The organism is Acidobacteriaceae bacterium, assembly GCA_028283655.1.
Taxonomy (GTDB): Bacteria; Acidobacteriota; Terriglobia; order Terriglobales; family Acidobacteriaceae; genus Granulicella.
In genome coordinates this window covers 949,239-973,877 of sequence record JAPWKE010000003.1, presented here as the reverse complement: position 1 = coordinate 973,877, position 24,639 = coordinate 949,239, and the positions used below count along the sequence as shown (strand labels likewise).

The following is a 24,639-nucleotide window of genomic DNA, read 5'->3' as shown; positions in this document are numbered from 1 at the left end:
CCGTGCCTCTTTTGCTTTGCGGAAATGAACGCTCTCATGCAGAAGACGCGAAGTTACATGAGGGATTGCGCTAGTTGGCGAGCAGGCGCTTCCAGTTTTTCTGGTTCTTCTTGAAGACCTTCTTCAGGTCGTCGAGGATGCGCTGCAGGTCCGAGTTGCCGGACATGCTCTTCCAGGCCGGATTGATCGAGAACCAGGGGTAGTTTTCGTTGCCTAGGTAGATGGCGCGGCGCAACCAGTGAAGAGCTTCCGTCTCGTCACCTTCTACAGCGAAGTAGGTGGCGAGGCGATAGGCCATTTCGCTGTCGGCTTCGGCAGCGGCGAGCGTGTCTTCGGTGATGAACTCTTCTGCGCGGGCGCGATCGCCTAACTGGACGTAGCACATGGCGATCGTCGGGAAGACGATGCGGAGTGAGACGTCGTCGCGGGTGACGCTTTCGAGGGTTTCGATGGCGCGTGAGAGGCGGCCGAGACGCATCTGCTGGTAACCCTGCGAGATGCGGAGCAATGGCTGGCGCGGTTCGAGCGTGAGGCCCTTCTGGATCTCTTCGTCGGCGAGTTCGAGCTGGTTCTGGTACTGGTAGACGCGGGCGCGATGGTTGTAGATCATCGCGGCGTTTGCGGGATTGAGGCGCAGGGAGATGTTGAACTGCTCGAGCGCTTCTTCATACATACCGTCGATGCGGAGCGTGAGGCCCGCGACAAGGTGTACGTTCCAGTCGTTGCCCGCGGTCTGCAACAGGTTTTCAATTCCGTGACGGGCGCTTTCCTTTTCACCACGGCTCAAGAGCATGTAGACGCGATAGAGGTTGGCTTCGACGGAGTTCGGTTCGCGTTCGAGGGCGCGGTCAAACGAGCGGCGCGCTTCGAGAACGTGCATCTGCCCGCCGAGACCGTGGCGAGCATACTGCAGATGCGTGATGCCAAGGCCAGACCAGCCGGGAGCGTAGTTGGGGTCGCGCTGCACGACGCCTTCAAAGAGTTCGCGGGCGCGGTCGAGGTCTTCACGAGCGCCGGTGCGTTGCATGAAGGAGCTGATGAGAGCGCGCGCCTGAAGGTACTCTTCGCTGACGTTATCGCCAAGGGCGCGAACGCGTGAGTCACCCATGTTTGAAGTCTTCAAGCCGCCTCCGTGGAGTTCGGCGAAGACTTCATCGCAGACCTCAGTCTGCACGGCGATGAGGTCGAAGGACGGAACGCTGACGGCACCACCGGTGCGGAGACTCTGGCGTTTGACGTCGAGCAGCTGCCAGTTGAGATCGAAACCTGCATCCGAGCGGAGGAAGTTGCCGGCGAGCACGAAGTCCACCATCAGCTTGCGGCCCACGTTCAAGGGATCAAGCTGCCAGGTGGGTACGTTCATCAATACGCTCGATGGGCGGACGACGAGCGAAGGCATACGGGCGAGGCGAGCACCGACGGCGTCGGCGAGCGCCGAGCCGTAGAATGGCGAGGCCTCCGAGGAGCCGAGGTTCATAAACGGAAGCACGACAATACTGGTGGCGGTAGCTTCGTGAGTTTCCTTCGGCGTGGTCTCGCGGAAACGCTCGGCGAGCATGGAGAGAATGCCTGTGGTGCGCTTCTCTTCCTCGGGTGATTCGAGGTCGAGACGCTGCTGCATGCTCATGCCAATAGCACCTTCGCCGGGCATAACCATGGCGTCGAGGTGCATGGTCTTGAGGATGGTTCTGAGGCCTTCGCGCACTTCGGCGGCGGACTGATAACGCTCAGAGGGCTGCTTGGCCAGGCAGCGGAGGATGACGCTTTCAAGCTCCTGCGGAATGCCGGGGACGAGTTCACGAAGGCTGGGCGGTTCAGCGTATTGAATGGCGCGGATGGACTGAACGTCCTGCGCGTCTGGTCGGTGGAAGGGGTGGCGACCACTGACCATTTCAAAGAGAATGAGGCCAAGAGCGAAGATGTCGGACTGCACGCTGGACTGGCCGGTGACGAACTGCTCGGGAGCCATGTAGGCGATGGTGCCGCCGCGTGCGGTGTAGGTGGCCCCTGCGGGAAAGGGCTCCATCGGCTGCTCGGGCTCAAACTCGCCGGGGTCGAACTCGATGCGTTCGCGCTTCAACTGGCGGGCAAGGCCGAAGTCGAGGATCTTGATGAGGCCGCCGTCGGTGAGGATGACGTTGGCGGGCTTGAGGTCGCGATGGAAGATACCGAGCGAGTGCGCAGCGGCAAGGCCGTCGGCGATCTGCATTCCGCTGGAGAGAACAAGCTGCAGATTTGCGGGGCCTTCGGCGATGACCTTGTCCAGGCTTTTGCCCGGAATGTACTGCATAACGATGTAGGCTTCGTCGTCAGCCTCGCCTACTTCATAGATAGAGCAGACGTTAGGGTGATCGATGGCGGAGGCGAGGCGGGCTTCTCGGAGCTGCGTGGTTCGCACCTGCTCGACGGTCTGCGCGGCAGCTCGCTTGAGCAGCTTAAGAACAACGGGGCGCTGGAGAAGCGTGTCGTGTGCGAGAAAAACGACACCGCTGCCACCCGCACCAATCTTGCGAACAAACTCGTACTGCCGGATGACACGACGCGCCATGCATTGATTATCTCAGGCAAAGGAAGCGACGTGGCTGTTGAAAGCTTGAGGAGCCGGAGAGGCAACGCAGCGAGTCAGATCTGCAACAAAGATGGAAGAGCGCCTGCTGCAAGCAAACCTTTGAGATTTGGCCTGCATCGCAGTAAGCTAGTCCTCGCGATAGGCGCGCGGATTCCAGACGGAAGCTGTCACCCAATCGACCGGGCCACGATTCCACCCAAGAAGCAAGGTACTGATGGCCGCCACCCTACTGCTGATCGACGATAACGCTGTGCAGGCAGCGACTCGTCAAACTATTTTGAAGAGAGCCGGATACTTTGTGATCGCGGTTCTCTCGCCCGAACGTGCGCTGGAACAGTTTCGCAACAACGAGTACCCGGCAGAGATCGATCTGATCATCACCGACCACATTATGCCGGGACTGAACGGCAATGAGTTCGTGAAAGAACTGCGTACATTCGCGCCGGATGTTCCGGTGCTGGTGATCAGCGGTTTGGCCGAGGCCGAAGATGAGTATGAAGGGTTGAATATCCACTTCAGGCTCAAGCCTTTGCTGCCGGACAATTTGCTGGCGAGCGTTCATCGTCTGGTGACGGAAAACAGCTAAGAATTTTCGAATTAAAGGCGTGGCTTCGGCCACGCCTTTTTTGCGTGCGTCCGGCAATCGACCGGCCTGGGCTCGCGGCGGTGATAATTCTGCGAAAATAAGCATGGAAGGAACCGCCCATGCCCCATCCAATGCCTAGCCTCGGCAGCTTCTGCCTGATGCTGGCTCTTGCACTTGCCGTCTATTCCCTGCTCGCAGGCTCACTTGCCCTCTGGGCACAGTCCTCGGGCCGCCAGATGGCGGTGTCTCCGCTGGCTCTGGGAGAAACAAGCCGACGCGCAGGTGTGGCGGTGTTCTGGTGCGTCAGCCTCGCGGCGTTTGCGCTGGTGTGGGCGGCGTTTACCAACGACTACTCGGTCGATTACGTTTTGCACCATACGAACCGCGATCTCGTGGCGGCGTACAAGTTCTCGGCCCTGTGGTCAGGGCAGGAAGGCTCGCTGCTGCTGTGGGCCTGGCTGCTGGCGACGTACGGCTTTGTGCTGCGGTTGCGGCACAAGGTGGATGTGGAGTTGAGTGCGTATGCCTCGACGATTCTGGCAGGCATCCAGGTGTTCTTTCTGCTGCTATTGGTGTTTGCCGCGCCACCGTTTGCGATCGTTCCGGGTGGCATTGCGCCGAAGGATGGCTTTGGCCTGAACCCGCTGCTGCAGTATCCGGAGATGGTGATCCATCCGCCGATGCTGTATCTCGGCTACGTAGGCTTCTCGGTGCCGTTTGCGTTTGCGCTGGGTGCGCTGATCATGCGCTACCCCGGTGAGAAGTGGATCCACATTACGCGCCGCTGGACCATGGTGACGTGGCTGTTTCTGACCTGCGGCATCTGCCTCGGTATGCACTGGGCGTACGCTGTGCTGGGTTGGGGCGGCTACTGGGGATGGGACCCGGTCGAGAACGCTTCCCTGATGCCGTGGCTGGCGGCGACAGCGTTTCTGCACTCCGTGATGATGCAGGAGAAGCGCGGAATGATGAAGGGCTGGAACGTGTGGCTGATCTTTGTCACCTTCATGCTCTCCATTCTGGGTACGCTGCTGACGCGAGCAGGACTGGTGTCTTCTGTTCATGCGTTTGCGCAGAGTTCGATCGGCAACTGGTTTGTTGGCTTCCTGCTGCTGGTGGCTATCGTCTGCCTGTTTGTCTTCTTCCGCAACCGCGACCATCTGGTGGCAGAGAACAAGCTGGAGTCGCTAGTTTCACGCGAGTCGAGCTTCCTGTTCAACAACCTGATTTTGCTGGCTGCCTGCTTTACGGTTCTGTGGGGAACGCTGTTCCCGGTGCTGAGCGAATACGTGCAGGGCTCCAAGGTCACGATGGGAGCGCCGTTCTATAACAAGGTGGCCGTGCCGATTGGCCTGGCGCTGCTGTTCCTGACCGGTGTGGGCCCGCTGCTGGCGTGGCGTGCGACGTCGCTGCGGTCCATCCGCCGCAACTTCGTGCTGCCGTGCGTTGCGGTGATCGCGACGTCGATCGTGTGCATGGCTTGCGGTCTGCGTCCGTGGCGCGATGACGATGCGACGGCGAGCATTTATGCGCTGGTGTGTTTCTCGCTTTCGGCTGGCGTCATTACGGCGATCGCGGCAGAGTTTCTGCGCGGTGCTGGGGTTGTGCGCACGCAGACGGGCAAGAACCTGCTGTCATCGATGATTCTGCTGACACGGCGCAATACGCGCCGCTATGGCGGCTATGCGATCCACTTCGGTATTGTGATCATGTTCATTGGACTGGCGGGCGCGGCGTTCAACCAGTCCAAGGAACTGGAAATGAGCTTTGGCGACCAGTTGCAGATCGGCTCCTGGCACCTGGTGTGCAACTCGTACTCGCAGGACTCGAAGCCGAACTACGATACGGATTACGCGCTGATTGACGTCTTCCATAACGGCAAGAAGATTACGCAACTGACACCAGAGCGCCGCTTCTATACAGCGTCGCAGCAGACCTCGACGGTGGTGGCGATTCATTCAACGCTGGCGCGCGATCTGTACGTGGTGTTTGAAGGCCGCAATCCGCAGACAGACCGCCCGATCATCAAGGTGTATCTGAATCCGCTGGTGAACTGGATCTGGATCGGCGTTCTGATCGTGATTCTGGGAACGATCGTTGCTCTGTTCCCGCCACTGCTGCCAGCACGCGTGGCAACGGAGCCGAAGTCGCCCGGGAAGGACGATGCCCTGCCGGGCTCGAACCAGTGGGCAAGCCCCAATGCAAGTTCTGCGGAGGCCAACCGTGCGTAAGATTCGCTTCAAGCTTTGTGTGCAGGTGTTTGTGCTGCTGCTGGCAGGCTTCACGATGCTGGGAGCAGGCGCACCGATTTCAACGTCGCGCTTCAACATGCTGGGCCATAAGCTGATGTGCCCGTGCGGTTGCGGCGAGATTCTGTTGGAGTGCAACCACGTCGGCTGCCCGGACTCCGATCGCATGATCGGCGAGCTGAAGACGCAGATGAAAACGGGGCTGGGCGATACCGGCGTGCTGAACTTCTTCTCGACGAAGTACGGCCCGACGGTGCTGGCTGCGCCGATTCGTGGAGGCTTTGATCTTGTGGCCTGGATTGTGCCGTTCGCGGTGCTGTTCCTGGGCATTGGATCGGTGGTGATCGTGCTGCGGATGTGGAAGAAGCGGCAGCAGCCGTTGGCTGCGCTGCCAGGCGCAGGGACACTTACACCGGAAGAGCTGGCGGTGCGGGAACGCATTCGCCGCGAAACCGAGTACGGAGAATAGAGCGGCGATTCAAGGGTTTGCGGCCTGTTACGAGGGCTGCCCCTTGAATTGACGGGGCTAGCTGCCCTACACTCGTGCTCTCATGACACGTTTGGAGCTGCTGAAGATCGTTGTCGGTCGCGCTCGCACCAATGGCTTTGAGTTTCGCCGCTGGTATACGACACGTATGAGCCTGCCGTGGATCTCGGCGGAGGCGTCGCTAACGCTGCTGGAGAGCCAGCGACGGTACTACGCGTTGCTGTTCTCGCATGAGTTTGCAGAGAGCTTCTGGAAACCCGGCACAGAGATCACCTTCCAAGTGGGCGATACGTCGTTTGAACGGCGCATGGCCGATGGGACGATTGCGACGGTGACCCGAAAGCCCTTCGTACGGCGCTCAGCGCGGCGGGATGCGTGGCGATTCCACCTGAAAGAGATGGCTCTGGCCGAAGAGCCTTTGCGGTACATCCGGCGCTATCTGGCGGTCGACGAGGAGTTGGACGAGGATCTTGCCGCCGCAACGGTTGCCGTGGTGAAACCGAAGAAGCCACGGAAAGTCGCGAGCAATGCGCGGACGAGGGCAACGCCGATCGCACGGCCGTTGCCGGAAGGCTTGCCGGAGTTTTTGAAGAAGCCTTATGCCTAGTTACCGCCGGTCATTTCGCTGAGGGCGCGTTCGGCGTCTTTGCGAACTTTTGGGATAGGGTCGAGTTGAAGGGCGCGGCGGAAGTTCTTCTCCGCCTCGTCGAGCTTGCCCATCTTGCGCGCGGCCTGGGCGAGGAGAAGATGCGCTTCGGCATCATCGTCATAGAGCGAGATGGCGTGCTTGGCGCGATCGTAGGCCCCGACGTAGTTACCATCGTTCATGTAGAACTTGCCGACCTGCACATCTTCGGCTTCCGCATCGCTGGCAGACTTAGGAGGCGGAGCAGGCTTGTGATGCAGGTTGCGCTTGGGAGCGGGTGGCGTGTCGGAGTTCACGTCGTCGGGTGATGAGCTGGAGTTGGAGCCTGATGATGAACTTGAAGAAGAGCTGCTGGAAGAGGAGCTCGACGAGGAACTGGAGGAGCCGTCGCCCGCAGGTGCTGCCGGTGCATCGGGTTCTTCGCCGGGGAATGGAAAGCGCTTGGAGGCGGGGACGTCGTTAGGATCGGTTGCCTTCTGCGGCGGAGTTGCTGGAGCGGCGTCCTGCTGCTCGCCTGGGAACGGGAAACGCTTCGACGCGGGAGCAAGGTTGGGGTCCTGCGGTGTGGGGGCCGTCGTGGTGGGCTGCGGCGTTTGCATGCCGAGAGGATCGGAGACGGGGGCACCCTTGTCGTCCGTCACCGGGCAGTTGGTGGAGCCAACCATTTTGCCGTCCTTCTCGGTCATCGAGTAGGTGCATTCCTTCTGCGGGCCTTCCGGCTTGGTGTCGATAGGGTTCTTCGTTGCCGGGGCCTGCTGCCCCATGGCACAGACCGATGCTGCTGCCAACACCGCCGCCGACACTGTTCCACGCTTCCACATACAAGCTATTAGACGACAACTAAAGCAATGTGGCTCACTCACTGCTACACTCAGCGCAAGATGCCTCGCCGCCAAGCCTCCGTACCCGCCTCGCCTCGTCTGCTTATCCGCTCGTCTGACATTCATGCAGCGGGCTGCATCACGCTTGATCCGATCAAGCGTGGACACAAAATTCTTGAGTACCACGGCGAGCGCATCGCGAAGGATGTTGCCGATCTGCGCTATGAAAACCGCGTGGTGACGTATCTATTCGGCTTTGGAAAAGATGGCGACGTGATCGACGGCTTCGGCACGGCCATGTTCCTGAACCACTCCTGCAACCCGAACTGCCAGACCGAGGAGATCGACGGCCGCGTATTTGTGCGGGCGCTCCGCGACATCGCTGCGGGTGAGGAACTGGTCTACGAGTACAACCTGTACGACTCGGACGTGGATGACAATGCGGACTGCTACTGCGGGGCGAAGCCATGCCGCGGGACGATGTACTCGGATGATGAGGTGAAGCGCCGGAACAAGGCGCTGGCGAAGCGTGCGGCGAAGGCGCAGAAGCTGGATGAGCATACTGTGATTGGTTGAGATGGCGGTAGGCTCTCTCTGAGCGCAAAGAGAACGCCAAAGCGTGAAGTTCACCAAGTTACGCCAAGCAGGTCATGGGCGGCAGCGCACGCCGAGGGTGACGCTCCCACAAGCTACGGCGATACAATCAGGATCGACCGATGGCGTATCAAGTTCTAGCCCGCAAATACCGTCCTCTCAACTTCTCCGACGTTGTCGGGCAGGACCATGTCACGCGCACGTTGCTCAATGCCCTGCTGCAGGATCGCATTGCGCACGGCTACATCTTCTCCGGCCATCGCGGCATTGGAAAGACGACGATTGCGCGTATTGTCGCGTCTGCGTTGAACTGCCGCACGGAAGTGGGAACGCCGCAGCGGCCCACGCCGGAGCCTTGTAACGCCTGCGAAAGTTGTCTGGAGATTCGGCAAGGGTCTTCGGTCGACGTGATCGAGATTGACGCCGCGACCAATCGCGGCATTGATGAGATTCGCGAGTTGCGCGACGCGGCACGGTATCGCCCGGCACGTGACCGCTTCAAGATCTACATCCTGGACGAAGCACACCAGATCACCGATGCCGCGTTCAATGCCCTTTTGAAAACGCTCGAGGAGCCGCCAGATCACATCGTCTTCATGATGGCGACGACCGAGCCTGAGAACATTCCCCAGACGATCCGCTCGCGCTGCCAGCACTTCAGCTTTCATGCCGTGAAGCTGGACGACATCGTGGGGCAGCTTCGTAAGATTTCGACCGATGAGCAGCTTGATGTGGATGATGCCACGTTGTCGCTGCTGGCTGAGGCCGGTGATGGATCGATGCGCGATGCGCTGTCGATCATGGACCAGGCGATCGCTTCTGCTCCGCTCGTAGACGGCAAGCCGCATCTTGAGTTGGAACAGGTGCGCGAGTTGATGGGCTCGGTATCGAACGTGATCTATGAGAACGTTCTCGAGGCCGTCCACCGCAATAACTCGGCGGATGTGATTGCCATTGTGGCCAAGCTGCTGGATGCGGGGAATGGCCCGACGCAGATTGCGCGGCAGTTTGTACGCTTCCTGCGTAACTGCGTGGTGGCGAAGATTACGGCGCTGACGCCGGGAGTGGAAGCCACCGGAGTTGCAGCGGACCTGCTGCAGATTTCTCCGGAAGAGCGGTCGCGCGCGGCTCGTTGTGCAGGGCTGTTTACCGAGGAAGACCTCTCGCGCTTCCTGGCGATCATGCTGCGCACCTTCGATGAGCTGGGGTATCGACAGGAGCAGCGTTTCCATCTTGAGCTTGGCTTGCTGAAGCTCGTGCATGTGCAGCGGCTGGTGCCGGTGGAAGAGATTCTGGCTCAGCTTGGCGTAAGCCACGGAACACCGTCGACACCAGTGACGAAGCCTACTGCAGCGGCGAGCGCTCCCCTGCCTGCGCGTGCTGCGACACCTGCTCCCACGCCTCGACCGTCGACTCCTGTAGCACCTGCTCCTGTGGCACCGACTTCGTCTGCTCCTTCGATCAGCAGCGCGTTTGGCAACGCTCCAAAGGCCGCGACGTCCAGTCCGCCGTTTGATAGCGCGCGCAAGACGCCGCAGGGCTCAGCTGCGCCGGTAATGTCGATTCGTCCAGAGGGACAGACGAACGGCGCGCTGGCGATGGCACCGACGCCAGCCCCCTCTGCTCCTCCGCAGGCTGAGCCGGAGAGACCGCAGTTGGTGGCAGCCCCTGAGCCAATTGCGCCGATCAGCTTTGCCGCTACACCGAAGCCCGTGGCTGCTGCGGCGGTAGTGATTCCCCAGATGGCTGCTGCGGCTGAGGTAGAGCCGGAAGCGACTGCTGCCGAAGAGCCTGCTGTTGCTGCGGCGTCGAATGGTGGCTTTGATCTGGATGCGATTCAGGGAGCGATGAGTGGACGGTTGGCCGAGAGCAAGGGCCAGGAGTCGGCTTCACACCAGATTGAGGACGCGACCTTCAGCGTGAAGGATGATCTGCTCGAAGTGCAGACGACGGTGTCGAAGGCGATGCTGCCGATGATCATCAACGCAGACGCCAACAAGATTCTGACAGCGGTGCTGCGTGAGATGGCGCCAAGCCTCAAGCTGACGTTGCTGCCGGGAACACCAGCAGCCGCGGGAGCGAAGAAGGCATCTTCGCGGCCTGCGAAAGCGGGGTCCGTTGCAGAGCTGGCGGAGAAGCATCCAATGGTGCAGGAAGCCAGGCGGTTGTTTTCTGCTGAAATTTCCAACGTGATCGATCTACGCAAGGATTAGGGGCCAAACGATGGATTTTTCAAAGATTGGGGAGATGCTCTCCGCGGCGAAGGACATGAAGGAGCAGATGGACGCGCGTCTTGCTGAGACGGTGGTCGAGGCTGACTCTGGCGGTGGTGCCGTGCAGGTGCGGATGAGCGGCAAGAAAGAGTTGCTGAAGCTGACAATTGCACCGGCAGCGGCGCAGGCTGCGGCAGGCGACATTTCGATGCTCGAAGACCTGATTGTGGCGGCAGTAAACTCTGCGGCCCGCAAGGCTGATGCTGCGGAGCAATCTGCGGCGAGCGGCATGCTCGGCGGCATGGGCCTGCCGGGACTCTGAGGCCGCGATGGCGACGCGTTTTGCCGCGCCGATGGCGCAACTGATTGACGAGCTTCGCAAACTGCCCGGCGTGGGCACCAAGACCGCACAGCGTTATGCGTTTCACATTCTACGTTCGTCAAACGAGGATGCAGAGTCGCTGGCGAATGGTATTCGTGCGCTGAAGCAGGCTCTGCGACTATGCTCAGTCTGCAACAACATTACGGACGTCGACCCATGTGCGTACTGCACAGCCTCGACACGCAATGGCCGCGAGATCTGCGTGGTGGAAGAGCCGACGAACATTGCGTCGATTGAGAAGACGCGGACGTACAACGGGATGTATCACGTTCTGCACGGCACGATCTCTCCGGTGAACGGCGTGGGGCCGGAGCAGCTTCGGCTGGAGAACCTGTGGACGCGCCTGGCGGAGGTGGACGAGATTATTCTCGCGACATCGCCAACGACAGAAGGCGAAGCTACGGCACGGTATCTTGCCGATGAGTTGCGGAAGCTGCACGCGAATCTGCGCGTGACGCGGATTGCTACAGGTGTACCGGCAGGCTCGGATATTGAGTATGCCGATGAAGTGACGATGACGCGGGCGCTGGAGAATCGGCGAGTGGTTTAGGCGTTTCGTGGCGATGCAATTCTAAAGACATAGAACGGCCGAAGCGTAGTTTGCGCTTCGGCCGCTTCCGTAAAGCTAAGGTGTCGGTTATGCGTCGAGCTTGACGCGCATGTCGCCACCGGTCATCTCTGCGGGCAACTCGATGTCGAGGGCACCAAGGATGGTTGGCGAGATGTCACGCAGCGAACCGTTGTCACGCAACGAGACGCGGCCAGCGTCTTCGCCAACGTAGATGAACGGCACAGGGTTGGTCGTGTGCGCGGTGTGGGGGCCGCCGCTGACGGGGTCGATGAGCATCTCGGCGTTACCATGGTCGGCGGTGATGATCCACCGGGCGTTGGCGGCGCGGACGGCTTTGTAGATGCGCTCGAGTTGCGCGTCGACAGCCTCGACAGCTTTCACGGTCGGCTCAATCTTGCCGGAGTGGCCGACCATGTCGGCGTTGGCAAAGTTGACGATAACGACGTCAAAGGCGGTGTCGTTGAGCGAGCGTACGACGATGTCGCCGATGCCTTCGCAAGACATCTCTGGAGCGAGGTCGTAGGTGATGACTTTCTTGGAGGCGACGAGTTCGCGGTCTTCTCCGCTGAAAGGCGTTTCGATGCCACCGTTGAAAAAGTAGGTGACGTGCGCATACTTTTCGGTCTCGGCGACGCGGAGGTTACGGAGTTCGTACTTCGCCATGACGTTGGCTAGCAGGTTGTCCATGCTCTCAGGTTCGATGACGCGAGGGATCGTGTACTTGGGGTCGTAACGCGTCATGGAGACGTAGAGCAGGTTCTGCGGCGCGCTCTCCATGGGGATTTCGGCTTCGAGTTCATCGGCCTTGGGCAGATCGATGCCGGCATTCTTTGTGAGGCCGGAACGACGCGCAAGGACGCGGGTAATCTGGCGGACACGGTCGGCGCGGTAGTTGAAGCAGAGCACGGCGTCTTCGTCGCTGATGCGGCCGATGGGCTGCCCGGCTTCGTCGATGCAGAGGAAGGGTTCGATGAACTCGTCGGTGATGCCGTTGTTGTAGCACTCACGGACGCGGGCGATGGGGTCGGCGTAGGCTCCGCCTTCGGCAGAGTCCTTGCACATGGCGCGGAAAGCCTTGGCTTCCTTCTCCCAGCGCAGGTCGCGATCCATGGCGAAGTAACGTCCGCTGACGCTGGCGAGTTGGCCGACGCCGTACTCTTCAAACTTCTGCTGCAGTACTTCGAGGTAGCCGACGCCTGAGGTGGGCAGCGTGTCGCGGCCGTCCATGAAGGCGTGGACGTATACGCGCTCAAGCTTGTGCATGGCAGCAAGCTTGAGGAGCGAGTGCAGATGGCGTTGATGCGAGTGGACGCCGCCGTCGCTCAGCAGGCCGATGAGATGCAGGGCGCGGCCGTTCTGCTGCGCGTGCTTCACCAGGCGGAGGAGCGTGGGGTCTTCAAAGAACTCGCCAGAGGTCACAGCCGAGTCGATACGCACGATATCCATACGCACGACACGGCCAGCGCCGAGGTTCAGATGGCCGACTTCGGAGTTGCCCATCTGGCCGTCGGGCAGGCCGACGAAGTGCTCGCTGGCACGCACGAGGGTGTTGGGATACTCGCGCACCAGCTTGTCATACGTAGGTTTGCGAGCGAGCGCAATGGCGTTGCCGTTCGTTTCAACACGATGGCCCCAGCCATCAAGAATGGTAAGAAGTACCGGGCCGTTCTTGCGCACGCTCGCTCCCCTTGCTATTGCTGGCAGTTGATCGACTTGCGGCCGAGGAACTGAGCGGTCTGTCCGAGCTCTTCTTCGATGCGCAGAAGCTGGTTGTACTTGGCAATGCGATCCGTACGCGAAGCCGAACCGGTCTTGATCTGGCCAGCACCCGTGCCTACCGCGAGGTCTGCGATGAAGGTGTCTTCGGTTTCACCCGAACGGTGCGAGATGATCGACGTGTAGCCGTTGCGGCGGCCGAGTTCGATCGCAGCCAGCGTCTCGGAGATCGTACCGATCTGGTTGACCTTGACGAGGATCGAGTTTGCGACCTTCTCATCGATGCCCTGCTGCAGTCGCTTGGAGTTGGTCACGAAGAGATCGTCGCCAACGAGCTGCGTGGTGCGGCCGATTGCGTCGGTGAGAATCTTCCAGCCCTTCCAGTCGTCCTCGGCAAGACCGTCTTCGATGGAGATGATGGGGTACTGACGTACCCACGACTCCCAGTAAGCAGCCATCTGCTCGGGGCTCTTCTCGCTCTTGTCGGACTTCTTGAAGACGTACTTTGCCTTGGCCTTGTCGTAGAACTCGCTGGCCGCAGGATCGAGGGCGATAGCAATGTCTTCGCCTGGCTTGTAGCCAGCGAGAGTGATAGCTTCGAGGATGACTTCGAGGGCTTCCACGTTGGACTTGAGCGAGGGAGCAAAGCCGCCTTCGTCGCCTACCGCAGTGTTGTAACCACGCTTCTTGAGCACGCCCTTGAGAGTGTGGAAGACTTCGGTGCCCCAACGCAGAGCGTCGGAAAAGCTCTCCGCACCGACCGGCATCACCATGAACTCCTGGAAGTCCACGTTGTTGTCAGCGTGTGCGCCGCCGTTGAGGATGTTCATCATCGGGGTAGGCAGCAGCGAGGCGTTGACGCCGCCGAGGTAGCGATAAAGCGGGAGGCCGAAGGCTTCTGCCGCAGCGCGAGCGGTCGCCATGGAGACGGCGAGGATCGCGTTGGCACCGAGGCGGCCCTTGTTCTCCGTACCGTCGAGCGCGAGCATCGTCGCGTCGATGAGCTTCTGGTTGGAAGCGTCCATGCCCTTCAGTTCAGGGGCGAGGATGCTCTCAACGTTCTCCACGGCCTGCAGAACGCCCTTGCCGAGGTAGTGCTCCTTGTCGCCATCCCGAAGCTCTACGGCTTCGTGTTCGCCGGTGGACGCTCCCGAGGGAACCGCTGCACGGCCGCGAACGCCGTCTTCCAGGATGACATCCGCTTCTACCGTTGGGTTTCCGCGGCTATCCAGAATCTCTCGCGCAACAATCGACACAATCTCAGTCATAGCTTCTCTTTTCTTTCCTTCTAAACGTCCGCGGCCCTTGCCCGGAAGGGCGATCCGATGTTGCATACGATCGTTCAACGCAGCTCGTCGGTCCACCGCAATCGGTTTGCCCGTCGAACCCGCAATCATGCTCACTAACTCTGCCATCAGTAGTCCACCGCGAGTGAACAGTTTACCAAAGCGATTTACTCAGCCGGTAAGAGCGCTGCCGACGACCGCCGTGCTGGTCCCGGTGAGGGGCATGAGGAGCGAAACTTTGGTGCCTCGGCCGGGGCGGCTGACCATCTCCACCTGGGCATCATCGCCGTAAAGAACGTGGATTCGCTCGCGAACATTGCTCATTCCGATGCCGAAGCCTTCGCGGACGAGGCCACTGGTGGGCGCGGTGATGTCGCGGCCGGGTTCGACTCCGACGCCATCGTCCTCGACCTCGAGCAAAAGCTTTTCGCCGATGATTCTGGAGCGGATGGTGACGGTGCCCCCGCCGATTCGGGGCTCAAGCCCATGCTTGATCGAGTTTTCGATCAGTGGCTGCAGCAACATGGAGGGCACGACGAGTTCGAGGGTTTCGGGAGCGATCTCTTTCACGACGCGGAGCTTGTCACCAAAGCGGACGACCTCGATGTCAAGATAATCGTCGGTAAAAGCGAGTTCTTCTTCAAGAGCGATGAAGGCCTCGCGGTCGCGGAGAAGGGCGCGCAGGATGTTGCCGAGCTTCACGATCATCTGGCGGGCAAGGTCGGGCCGCGAGCGGATGAGCGAGGAGATGGAGTTCAGCGTGTTGAAGAGGAAGTGCGGGTTGATCTGACGCTGCAGGGCGTCGAGGCGGGCCTCCAGAAGGAGTCTGCCCTGCTCTTCGAGCTTCTGCTCGATGCCGACGGCGTTCCAGATCTTGAGTGGAATGCCCACGACGACCGGTGCGCAGGCGCAGATGGCGAGCTCAATAGCCCAGGAGCCGGAGTGCAGCGAAAAATAGCTGTGAGGGTAGAAATGCGAAAGCAGGCTGAGCCCGAACTGCACGGCCATGATGAGCGCCAGCAACGAAATCTGGCGGTCGAGGTTGGGACGGCGGACGGCCCGGCGAACCCAGCGGTAGATGCTGAGGTCGATGAGCGGGGTGAAAGCCCAGATCGTTTCGCGGTCGACAAGGCGTCCAAAGACTCCGAAAACGGTGGCAACGGCGACGTTGACGAAGGGGGCGAGCCATTCGTGGTGCAGAAGCGCCGGGAACGCAAGGGCGAGGCCGCTGATGACGCCTGCTCCTGGTCCGAGAAGCAGCGAGACGATGACCGTGCACTGGAAGGAGAGGTCGGCGGCCAGAAAATTGGGGACACGAGCCCGGACGAGCACGCCAAGCATGAGCGGGACTGTCATCCAGGCGAGCAGGCGGAGCGTGTCGGCCAGGCCCCGGTGTTCACGGAGGAGAAGACGCTTGAAGCGCCAGGAGCGGGCCAGCGAGCTGGCAACCGCCGCCGCTACGCCGAGTTCCACCAGCAGCGAAATGAGGATCAGCTTGGAGTCAATCGCATGCACGCCTTTACTGTACCTGTGGAGAGGATGAATCCAAGCGAGAGGCGGGCGAATCTATAATGGAGTTATGTCGTTTCTCAGTGTGAGCAAGGTCGCCGATGCTAACTTCCCTACTCGCTGGGGACAGTTCCGCATCCTCGGTTTCGAGGGCCTGACTGCTCCTGGCGACCCACGTCGCAAGCCCGTCGAAACGGGTGTTGCGCTGGTGATGGGTGATATTCACAGCCAGCCGCCAGTTGTCCGCATTCACTCGCAGTGTCTGACTGGCGATGTATTTCACTCGCTGCGTTGCGACTGCCATGACCAGTTGCATAAAGCACTGGGCATGATTGCGGCGGAGGGCTCCGGCATCCTGCTGTACGAAAATCAGGAAGGCCGCGGGATTGGGCTGATGGCCAAGCTGAAGGCCTACGAGCTACAGGATCAGGGCATGGACACGATCGAGGCGAATGAGTATCTGGGCTACCAGGCTGATTGCCGCCAGTTCGACCTGCCAGCCGAGATGCTGAAGGCACTCGGTGTGCCCGCCGTACGGTTGATCACGAACAATCCGGAGAAGGTAGCGGCGCTTGAGTCTGCAGGGATTCGCGTGAAGGAGCGGTTGTCCGCAACGATCCCGATGGAGCCAACGTTTGAGCGCTATATCGAGACGAAGCGCGAGAAGATGGGGCATCTGGTCGGGTAGATTGGCTGAAAGTTGTCGTGGCGATTCGAGAACAAAATCAGCCGAGTGCGGTGTTTGCTGCATCTTAGAAGCCTATGGCTATCGATCTCGAAACCCTGAAGCACGCACCGGCGGAAGCCGGACTCCATGAACTGCTCGCCAGCCGGTGGAGCCCGCGCAGTTTTTCTGACAAGAAGATCTCTGACGCTGATCTGAAGAAGATCTTCACGGCGGCAAGTTATGCGGCGTCCTCGACCAATGAGCAGCCGTGGCGCTTCTTCGTCGGGCGACATGGCGAAACGACGTATGACAAGATCTTCGACGCGTTGGTTCCGGGCAACCAGGGATGGGCGAAGTCTGCGCCGGTGCTGATTCTAAGCGTGGCGAAGAAGACGTTTGCCAGCAACGGCAACCCGAACGATTACGCTCTGCACGATACCGGCGCGGCGTCCGCGAATATGGCACTGCAGGCGATTGCATTGGGCATCCATACGCATGGCATGGGTGGGTTCAGCAAAGAGCAAGCGCGTGCGAACTTCCACGTGCCGGACGATTATGAGATTGGCGCAGTGTGGGCGATGGGATATCTCGGCGATCCCGAGGCCCTGCCGGAGCCGCTGAAGGCCCGAGAGCTTGCGCCACGACAGCGCAAAGGGCTTGGAGAGTTTGTGTTTGAAAGCTGGGAGACGCCGGCGAAGCTGTAACAAGGAGCACACGATTTCCAGTGAAAGGCCTGCCAAATGGCGGGCCTTTGCTGTGTTTGCAACGTGGCTGCAACAAACGCGATTCATACTGGGGCAATGTCGCGAATCTTCAGTTCCCGTTCCATCAGCCTTCTGGGCTGCGTTCTTGCTGCCACATCGGTTGTCCATGCGCAGGCTCCTGCCACACCGGCTGCCAAGCCGCGTGCGCACCACAACGTCATCATCTTTGTGGCCGATGGCTTGCGCCGGGGATCGGTGACGCCGACCGCGATGCCAACGTTCTACAAGGTGCGCACCGAAGGCACAGACTTCGAAAACAGTCATTCGGTCTTTCCGACGTTCACCACGGCGAATGCTTCGACGATTGCGACAGGACATGGGCTGGGCGATACGGGCGACTTTTCCAACACGCTCTATCCCGGCGCCTATCTTTCGCCGATGGCGCTACCCAGCGGGGCGACAGGAACGGTAACACCGTTTCTGGAGAGCGACGAAGTCCTCGCCGACATGAACGGCCTCTTCGACGGCAACTACCTCGGCGAGCAAACACTACTATCGTATGCGCGTGCCCATGGGTTCAACGTGGCGTCAGTGGGCAAACTTGGGCCGACGGCGATTCAACAGGCCGATGTTCTGCGGTGGGAGCAGGACTCCTATGCGTTGACTGATGCGATCGTGATCGACGACCAAACAGGCTCGTCGCGCGGCGTTCCCCTGCCGCTTGGCTTGCCGGAAGCAATCGCCGCGGCCGATCTTGCACCGGTGGCGCCGTCGCGTTCAAACGGCTATGCCGAGAACTCGGTGTACAGCAACGGCAACGCAGGCGATGTGGACACCCCCGGCACGAAGCTTGCCAACGTGACGCAGCAAGAGTGGTTCACGAATGTAGCCACTCAGGTGCTGCTGCCACGCTTTGCGGATTCGGACAAGCCGTTCGTCATACTTTTCTGGTCGCGCGACCCGGACGGAACCCAGCATAACGAGGGCGACAACTACAACTCGTATGACCAGAAGCAGCACCGCGGGCCGGGCATTAACGGTGAGACGCCGATGAAGGCCCTGCACAACGCGGACAACGATCTGAAGCGGATTCTCGACTGGCTGGACGCGCACCCGGAGATCAAGGCGACGACCGATGTGCTGCTGACCTCGGACCACGGCTTTGCGACGATCAGCCGCCGGGAACTCGATGCTGAGGGCAAGCTTTCGGAGTCGCCGTCGAAGACTCCGGCTGGCGAACCGCTGGGCAAGGAGAAGCCGATGCCGGTGGGTGAGCTTCCTCCGGGGTTCCTGGCGATGGACCTTGCGCTCTACACGCAGGGCCGCCTCTTCGATCCTTCGGTGGCAGGACAAACTGGCGATTCGGTGTTCAAGGAAGTGCTCTTCCGCGACCAAAGCCCGCGTCCGCATCCTTCGTCCGGCAGCGCTGTGATCGGAATGCCGGGCAACAAGCCTGTACACAAGATGGACGCCAGTGACGCGCAGTTAGTAGTGGCCGCGAATGGCGGGTCAGACCTGATCTATGTGCCGAGCGAAGATCCGGCCATTGTGCATCACGTCCTCGAACTGCTGACGACGTTTGACTACGTCAACGGCCTGTTTGTGGACGACCGCTTCTGCCCCACGCCGGATGCCTGCCCCGGCGCTCTGCCGCTGAGCAGCATCGACCTGAAGGGTTCGACGAAGGTACCGACGCCCGCGATTGTCGTCAACTTCAAGGTCTTCTATCCGGTTCCTGATCTGCAGTACGCGGTGCAGGTCTCTGACACCAGCCTGCAGGACGGCCAGGGCATGCACGGCGGCTTTGGCCGTGAGAGCACGTGGAACAACATGGCCGCGATTGGCCCGGACTTCCGTACACACTTCGTGGACAAGGACCCTGTCGGCAACATCGACATCGCCCCCACGCTGGCGCACCTCCTTGGGCTCGACATCCCGGCCAACGGCAAACTGCGTGGACGCGCGGCGGTGGAGGCGTTTACCGCAACGCCAAGCGCCCCCACGGAGCCGCGTCCGCAGGAGGCTATCGTTTCAGCGCCAGCCAAGAACGGTCGTCGTACGGTGCTCGAACACCAGCAGTACAAGGGAGTCCATTACTTCGACCGTGGCTGCATGATCGACGCCAAGGCGAAGGAGAGCTGCAAGCCTTTCTAAGGCAGCCCCGCAAAACCAAGTCGCCCGCTGAGCCTGTGCTCGGCGGGCGGTTTTGTTTTGCCTGAGCGCTGGTGAGCTAGAGGCTCTTCAGCTTCGCGATGGCGTTGTTGAGGGTGCTCTCCAGAAGCTCGAGTGCTTGCGGGCTGATGCCGCTCCAGAGTTCGGAGTCCATGCGTTCTGCGATGTCTTTGCCGCGGCGCAGAATCCGTTTACCCTCTGCGGTTAGCTGGGCGACCAGCACGCGGTCAGTGAGCGCGGAGGGGTGACGCGAGATCCAGCCTTCAGCCTCAAGGCGGGTGATAAACCCCTGCCCGGTCTGCGGCGTTACGCCACAGAGCCGCGAGATCTCGGCGCCGCTAACCGCCGGATTCTCCTCGATGGCCCACAAGACTCGTAACTGCGCGGTCGTTACGCCGAGCGGTTGCAGCTTTTCATCGAGCCTCGCCTTGCATTCGCTCAGCACCTCTTTGAGAAGGGCGATTCGATAGAGGCTCGGCTTGTCTTGCTTAGTGAACATGTATCAGCTTCCTGATATGACTATACGACTCGTAGACAGCTCGCTGCAGAAGGGTGTGGAGCGTGTGCGGTTGTCGTCGGAGACGGCGGTCTAGGTTGCTTCGACGACTTTGGCCGTGGTGATGGCCTGGCCGATGTGCCGTTGCGTGTGTTCGGCGCAGTGGATGAGCAAGCTGCCAACCGTTGTGGGGAGGCGCTGGCGGCCGATGCCGCGAGGGAGCTCATACTGTGCGGGCGAGAAGCTGCGGACGCGTTCCTTTGCGCTGGCGAGGCCTTTGCGCGCTTCTTCAAGAACATCCAGCGCGTCGCCGGGTTCGTGCTCCGTGGCGAGCGCCTGCAGTTGCTGCTCGTCCAATATGCGGCTCTCCGCATAGGTAAGCAAGCGGTCCAGCGAGCGGACCATGTGCCGCAGATGAAACGCGACCGACGGCAAGCCAGCAGGGCGAGCAAAGATCTGCTCCTCGCTGAGCGGAGCAGCCCATTTTTCAGTGTCTTCTTCTGCCTGCTCCAGAGCATGAACGACGGCACGCCGCAGCGTGTCCAGCTCTCCATGCGTTCCACGCATCCACGGCTCGCTCATCGCCGATCACAGTCCCTTCCGCGCGCGAAGGGCACGCACAACGTCTCCTACATCTTGATGCTGCGACTCGACCGCAAGGTTCATCGCTCGCATATCGTCTGCGCTGATTTTGCCTGCGAGCTTGCGTTCGGCGAGTGCGATAGCTGGCCACTTCTGCAGCGAGTCCTCGCGCACGAGCGGTACGGCATCGTAAGGCGGGAAGTAATGACGATCATCCGCGAGGGCGACGAAGCCGAGCGAGCGGATGGCGCCGTCGGTCGAGTTCCCAGCGACGACGTCTACCTGCTTTGACTGCAGCGCGCGATAGAGCAGGCCGAGTTCCATGGTGCGCGGTGAGCCTGCGAAGTGCAGGCCGTAGGCGGCGGTGAGGCCGGGGAGGCCGTCGGGGCGTTCGGCAAACTCATAGCCCACGCCAAGCGTGGGATGGCCGGGCCAGTGAGCGAGGTCGGAGATGCTTTGGAGATGGAAGCGGGCTGCGGCGTCTGCGCGAACGACGAGCGCGAAGGTGTCTTCAAAGCCCAACGAGGGGCCAACCTGCACGGCAAATCGCTTCTGATAGCCGTTAGAAATCTTTGCAAGAACACTCTCGCGATCGCGGTCCACGGGCATCTTCAGCACGGCCATCAAGGCTGTACCGGAGTACTCCACGTAGGCGTCGATGCGGCCGGAGATCAACGCCTGTTGGCAGAGGTAGCTTCCGGCGAGCCAGAAACGACGCTCGACGGTGCCGCCACCGCTGGCTTCGATCTCCTGCGCGAGAAGCTCGCCGAGGACGACCTGTTCGGTGAAGTTTTTGGCCCCGATGACGACGTGTGACGGGCGAGGCGGAGCACAGCTCACCAGCGTCAGCAGCCACACGCTGCAGAGCAGACACGACGCACGGAGCTTCATCGCCGGACCACCAGCTTCTTTTCCGCGAATCCGAGCAAACCATCGGCGGCGAGGGCGAGCAAGGCCGCGGGGATGGCTCCGGCAAGAACGAGTGTGTTGTCCACGCTGGCAACGCCGCGAAAGATGAGTTCGCCCAGACCGCCAGCGCCAACCGCTGCCGCAATGGTGGCAACGCCAATGCAGGTCACCGTCGCCGTACGGATGCCCGCGAGGATGAGGCTGGCGGCGAGTGGAAGCTCGAGCTTACGAAGGCGCTGCATGTTTGTCATGCCGAGCGCTTCGGCAACGTCGAGCAACGTGGGATCGACATTGCGGATGCCGCTGTAGGTGTTGCGCAGGATCGGCAGCAAGGTGTACGCGAGCAGGGCCAGAATCGCCAGCCGCACCGCTCGTTCGCCAAGCCACGGGACGGGCAGCAGCAAGCCGAAGAGTGCGAGGCTAGGTACCGTTTGCAGGATGTTGGCGACGGCGAGCACTGGACGCGCGAGGCGTTCGCTGCGAGTTAACGCTACGCCCAAGGGCACGCCAATTATCACGGCCAAAAGCATGGCGCTGCCGGTAAGCCAGAGATGTTCGAAGGTGAGGCGAAGAACCTCAGCGCCGTATCTGTGCCAGAAGACGTTCATCGCGTGCCACCGGGTGTCGCAGCCTCAACGTAGGCCTGCAGCGCGGCGTTGGCACTGGTGCGGACCGCTGCGGAACGAACGTCGGCAACGATGCTTCCCTGCTCCAACAGCACGACGCGATCAGCGAGGAAGAGGGCCTCTTCGAGGTCATGCGTGACGATCAGCGTGGTGGTACCTGCGCGGTGCAGCAGGTCGCGGAGCATGGTCTGCATCTCGGCGCGAGTGAGCGGATCGAGCGCGCCAAAGGGTTCGTCCATAAGCAGAACATCGGGCTGCGTGATCAGGGCTCGCGCCACGCCGGCACGCTGGCGCTGGCCTCCGCTCAACTGCCACGGGTAGCGCTCAGCAAACTCTGCAGCTAGGCCAACAGAGTGAAGCGAGGCGGTGACGCGGGGCTGTGCTTCGACGGCGGAAATGCCGGAGAGCTCCAGCGCTATGCCCACGTTGCGCGCGATGGTCATGTGCGGGAAGAGGCCGCTCTCCTGAATGACGTAGCCGATGCCGCGACGGAGCGTGATCAGCTCTTCGCTGGCGACGTCGTGGCCGCCAACCAGCACTCGGCCGCCGTCCGCCCGCACCAGAGCATTCACGGTGCGCAGCAGAGTCGTTTTGCCAGAACCGCTGCGACCGAGCAGAGCCACGGTTTCGCCGGGAGCGATCTGCAGGGAGATGTCGTGCAAAATGCGATGGCCGCCCGGGGCGGCGAAGCTCACGTTTGCGAACTCCACTGCCCGGGCGGCCATCGCCTGTCTCCTGGTGGTTTAGCCTTCGACGGCGGCTTCCGGCGCGTTTTCTGCGCCATGCTCCGGACCGTTTTCAGCGGCGTCTGCAGCGGGTACAGCCGAGGTCGGCTGTGCGCCCTTGACGCGAACCACGGTGATTTTGTCAAAACCTTCCTTGAAGGCAGGGGGCCGCAGGCGTTCCGCCATTTTGTGCATGACCTCATCGGTCACCTGGCGGTCGCGCTTCGAGTTGCGCTCGAGGCACACGGCCAGCGGCACGTCGAAGAAGACGGCCTGCACTTCATAGCCGAAGCTCTTCGCCATCTTGATCCACTGGCGACGCTCATGCGGGCTAAGGTTGGTAGCGTCCACGTAGTTCCATGGCATCTTGGCGATCAGGCGCGCACGCAGCAGACTGCGGAGCGTCGAGAACACAAGGCCCTGGTAACGCTGTTCGGTGATGTCATCGAACAGGATGGAACGCAGCATGTCGCTCGAAAGGGGCTGTACACCGCGGCGCTTGTACCAGGTCGTCTTGCCGGAACCCGGCAGACCGATGGTGAGCACCACGTACCCGCGCGGCGAACGCGCAGGTACAGCTACCGGCTCGGCAGGAGGCGTCGCCAGCGACTCGGGCTGCGTCTCATGGACCAGCTCCGGAGTTGCCTGTGGAGCGTCTTCCACGGGGGCAACTTCTGCCACCGCAGCTTCGGCTACAGCTTCGCCGGGCTCAACACCCTGCACGTCTTCGGCAACCTCGGCGGCGTCCTCTACAGGGCCCGCTTCGACCGGCAACGGAGCGTCCAGATAGCTGGGTCGCAGCGGTGCCAGTTGGTTGGTGGGCAGCTCCTGCCCGATTTTTCCTGTGGACTCTGATTCGTTCGGTCCACGCTTACCACGTCGTCTCATTAGCTTTTCGCGCATCCAGTCGCGCATAGGTGGTTTGTAACACACGGGTTCCCGATGTCGCAAAAGAGGTGCACGGGAGGGCACCCCATAAAGCCTTATCGCCCCATTACTTTCACTGCATTTCAAAGCACGTCACGGACAGCTCTGCTAGCCTTGGAGATGGCGCGAGACTTGATGCTCGCAGAATCAAAATCTTCACAAGAGGTTTCAAAGCACATGGCAGTCAAGGTTGGCATCAATGGCTTCGGCCGCATCGGCCGTAACGTCTTCCGCACCGCACTCGGGAACCCGGATATCGAGTTCGTCGCGGTCAACGACCTCACCACGCCCGCAACGCTTGCTCATTTGCTGAAGTATGACTCGATCCTCGGCAACCTGAAGAACGAAATCGTTGCTGTGGAAGACGGCATCCTGGTGGACGGCAAGAAGATCAAGGTCTTCGCAGAGCGCGATCCGAGCAAGCTGGACTGGGCTTCGGTAGGCGCAGAAATTGTGGTGGAGTCGACCGGGTTCTTTACCGACGCGACTAAGGCGAAGGCCCACCTCGGCTCGACTGTGAAGAAGGTCATCATCTCGGCCCCGGCGTCGAACGAAGACATCACCGTTGTGCTGGGCGTGAACCACGACAAGTACGACGCGGCCAATCATCACGTGATCTCGAACGCAAGCTGCACGACGAACTGCCTTGCCCCCGTGGTGAAGGTACTGAACGACGAGTTCGGTATCGTGAGCGGTCTGATGAACACGATCCACTCGTACACGAACGACCAGGTTGTGCTGGATGCTCCGCACAAGGACCTGCGCCGTGCACGCGCTGCGGCCCTCAGCATGATCCCAACCTCGACCGGTGCGGCGAAGGCCCTGAAGCTCGTCATCCCCGAAATGGCAGGCAAGTTGGACGGATTCTCGATCCGCGTCCCGACCCCGACGGTTTCGGTCGTCGATCTGACGTTCACAGCAGAAAAGCCGATCAGCGTGGAAGCAATCAACGCGGCGATCAAGGCTGCTGCAGAAGGCAAGATGAAGGGCTTCCTCGGCTACACCGAAGAGGAACTCGTCTCGAGCGACTTCCGTGGCAACCCGCTGTCGTCGATCTTCGACTCGAAGCTGACGAAGGTGCTCGGCAACACGGCGAAGGTGATCTCCTGGTACGACAACGAGTGGGGCTATAGCTCGCGCGTGAAGGATTTGATCCTCTTCCTCGTGGAAAAAGGTTTGTAAGAGCGAACATTGATTTGCCA

Annotated in this window: 23 protein-coding genes; 12 read left to right on the top strand and 11 right to left on the bottom strand. The window is 60.9% G+C overall.

Annotation, left to right across the window (positions count from 1 at the left end):
* Positions 1-70 precede the first annotated feature (70 nt).
* Positions 71-2,548, bottom strand: a complete 2,478-nt coding sequence (locus PW792_06855) for a protein kinase (GenBank protein MDE1161652.1) — start codon at positions 2,546-2,548, stop codon at positions 71-73.
* 235 nt (positions 2,549-2,783) lie between these two features.
* Between PW792_06855 and PW792_06850 the strand changes: the two genes are divergently transcribed.
* The 4 genes from PW792_06850 (at position 2,784) to PW792_06835 (ending at position 6,498) form a co-directional block, all read left to right on the top strand.
* Positions 2,784-3,155: a response regulator gene (locus tag PW792_06850; GenBank protein MDE1161651.1), complete on the top strand. Its 372-nt coding sequence runs from the start codon at positions 2,784-2,786 to the stop codon at positions 3,153-3,155.
* A 119-nt stretch (positions 3,156-3,274) separates the two neighbouring features.
* Positions 3,275-5,386 (top strand): heme lyase CcmF/NrfE family subunit, encoded by a 2,112-nt coding sequence (locus PW792_06845; protein MDE1161650.1) that lies wholly within the window; start codon positions 3,275-3,277, stop codon positions 5,384-5,386.
* Complete coding sequence (locus PW792_06840; protein ID MDE1161649.1) at positions 5,379-5,873, top strand: cytochrome c-type biogenesis protein CcmH; 495 nt, start codon at positions 5,379-5,381, stop codon at positions 5,871-5,873. Before PW792_06845 ends, PW792_06840 begins: the two co-directional genes overlap by 8 nt.
* A gap of 82 nt (positions 5,874-5,955) precedes the next feature.
* Positions 5,956-6,498 carry a hypothetical protein gene (locus PW792_06835; protein ID MDE1161648.1) on the top strand — a complete coding sequence of 181 codons (543 nt, stop codon included), beginning with the start codon at positions 5,956-5,958 and terminating at the stop codon, positions 6,496-6,498.
* On the opposite strand, the gene PW792_06830 is transcribed toward PW792_06835, so the two are convergent.
* Positions 6,495-7,358 (bottom strand): tetratricopeptide repeat protein, encoded by an 864-nt coding sequence (locus PW792_06830; protein MDE1161647.1) that lies wholly within the window; start codon positions 7,356-7,358, stop codon positions 6,495-6,497. The two genes, PW792_06835 and PW792_06830, sit on opposite strands and share 4 nt — an antisense overlap.
* A gap of 60 nt (positions 7,359-7,418) precedes the next feature.
* Here PW792_06830 and PW792_06825 point away from each other — a divergent pair, with 60 nt between their 5' ends.
* From PW792_06825 to recR, 4 genes are all read left to right on the top strand, one after another.
* The gene (locus PW792_06825; GenBank protein ID MDE1161646.1) at positions 7,419-7,934 is read left to right on the top strand and encodes an SET domain-containing protein-lysine N-methyltransferase; all 516 of its coding nucleotides are present in this window, start codon (positions 7,419-7,421) and stop codon (positions 7,932-7,934) included.
* A gap of 140 nt (positions 7,935-8,074) precedes the next feature.
* Entirely contained in the window at positions 8,075-10,165 is a 2,091-nt protein-coding gene (dnaX, locus tag PW792_06820) for a DNA polymerase III subunit gamma/tau (protein ID MDE1161645.1), read from the top strand.
* A gap of 10 nt (positions 10,166-10,175) precedes the next feature.
* Complete coding sequence (locus tag PW792_06815) at positions 10,176-10,487, top strand: YbaB/EbfC family nucleoid-associated protein (GenBank protein ID MDE1161644.1); 312 nt, start codon at positions 10,176-10,178, stop codon at positions 10,485-10,487.
* Positions 10,488-10,494: 7 nt separating this feature from the next.
* A complete protein-coding gene (gene recR, locus PW792_06810) occupies positions 10,495-11,097 on the top strand; it encodes a recombination mediator RecR (protein MDE1161643.1) in 603 nt (200 codons plus the stop codon).
* Positions 11,098-11,184: 87 nt separating this feature from the next.
* Here the strand turns inward: recR and gpmI are convergent, their stop codons facing one another.
* The 3 genes from gpmI to PW792_06795 form a co-directional block, all read right to left on the bottom strand.
* The gene (gpmI, locus tag PW792_06805) at positions 11,185-12,795 is read right to left on the bottom strand and encodes a 2,3-bisphosphoglycerate-independent phosphoglycerate mutase (GenBank protein MDE1161642.1); all 1,611 of its coding nucleotides are present in this window, start codon (positions 12,793-12,795) and stop codon (positions 11,185-11,187) included.
* A gap of 14 nt (positions 12,796-12,809) precedes the next feature.
* Positions 12,810-14,102 (bottom strand): phosphopyruvate hydratase, encoded by a 1,293-nt coding sequence (gene eno, locus PW792_06800; GenBank protein ID MDE1161641.1) that lies wholly within the window; start codon positions 14,100-14,102, stop codon positions 12,810-12,812.
* Positions 14,103-14,291: 189 nt separating this feature from the next.
* Positions 14,292-15,635 (bottom strand): histidine kinase, encoded by a 1,344-nt coding sequence (locus PW792_06795; GenBank protein ID MDE1161640.1) that lies wholly within the window; start codon positions 15,633-15,635, stop codon positions 14,292-14,294.
* A 64-nt stretch (positions 15,636-15,699) separates the two neighbouring features.
* On the opposite strand from PW792_06795, the gene ribA reads away from it, so the two are divergent.
* The 3 genes from ribA (at position 15,700) to PW792_06780 (ending at position 19,154) form a co-directional block, all read left to right on the top strand.
* A complete protein-coding gene (gene ribA, locus PW792_06790) occupies positions 15,700-16,317 on the top strand; it encodes a GTP cyclohydrolase II (protein ID MDE1161639.1) in 618 nt (205 codons plus the stop codon).
* Between the two features lie 74 nt (positions 16,318-16,391).
* On the top strand, positions 16,392-17,000 hold the full coding sequence (locus PW792_06785; protein ID MDE1161638.1) for a nitroreductase family protein: 609 nt from the start codon (positions 16,392-16,394) through the stop codon (positions 16,998-17,000).
* Positions 17,001-17,096: 96 nt separating this feature from the next.
* Positions 17,097-19,154 (top strand): alkaline phosphatase family protein, encoded by a 2,058-nt coding sequence (locus tag PW792_06780; GenBank protein ID MDE1161637.1) that lies wholly within the window; start codon positions 17,097-17,099, stop codon positions 19,152-19,154.
* 76 nt (positions 19,155-19,230) lie between these two features.
* Here PW792_06780 and PW792_06775 read toward each other — a convergent pair whose 3' ends face one another.
* The 6 genes from PW792_06775 to PW792_06750 all read right to left on the bottom strand — a co-directional run bounded on the left by PW792_06775 (position 19,231) and on the right by PW792_06750 (position 23,398).
* Entirely contained in the window at positions 19,231-19,671 is a 441-nt protein-coding gene (locus PW792_06775; protein ID MDE1161636.1) for a MarR family transcriptional regulator, read from the bottom strand.
* A 90-nt stretch (positions 19,672-19,761) separates the two neighbouring features.
* Complete coding sequence (locus PW792_06770) at positions 19,762-20,250, bottom strand: DinB family protein (GenBank protein MDE1161635.1); 489 nt, start codon at positions 20,248-20,250, stop codon at positions 19,762-19,764.
* A gap of 6 nt (positions 20,251-20,256) precedes the next feature.
* Positions 20,257-21,141 carry a glycine betaine ABC transporter substrate-binding protein gene (locus PW792_06765; GenBank protein ID MDE1161634.1) on the bottom strand — a complete coding sequence of 295 codons (885 nt, stop codon included), beginning with the start codon at positions 21,139-21,141 and terminating at the stop codon, positions 20,257-20,259.
* Complete coding sequence (locus PW792_06760; GenBank protein ID MDE1161633.1) at positions 21,138-21,767, bottom strand: ABC transporter permease; 630 nt, start codon at positions 21,765-21,767, stop codon at positions 21,138-21,140. The genes PW792_06765 and PW792_06760 overlap by 4 nt, the downstream gene beginning before the upstream one ends.
* Positions 21,764-22,510 carry an ATP-binding cassette domain-containing protein gene (locus tag PW792_06755; GenBank protein MDE1161632.1) on the bottom strand — a complete coding sequence of 249 codons (747 nt, stop codon included), beginning with the start codon at positions 22,508-22,510 and terminating at the stop codon, positions 21,764-21,766. Before PW792_06755 ends, PW792_06760 begins: the two co-directional genes overlap by 4 nt.
* 18 nt (positions 22,511-22,528) lie before the next feature.
* The gene (locus tag PW792_06750) at positions 22,529-23,398 is read right to left on the bottom strand and encodes an ATP-binding protein (GenBank protein ID MDE1161631.1); all 870 of its coding nucleotides are present in this window, start codon (positions 23,396-23,398) and stop codon (positions 22,529-22,531) included.
* A gap of 216 nt (positions 23,399-23,614) precedes the next feature.
* On the opposite strand from PW792_06750, the gene gap reads away from it, so the two are divergent.
* On the top strand, positions 23,615-24,619 hold the full coding sequence (gene gap / locus PW792_06745; protein MDE1161630.1) for a type I glyceraldehyde-3-phosphate dehydrogenase: 1,005 nt from the start codon (positions 23,615-23,617) through the stop codon (positions 24,617-24,619).
* Positions 24,620-24,639: the final 20 nt, after the last annotated feature.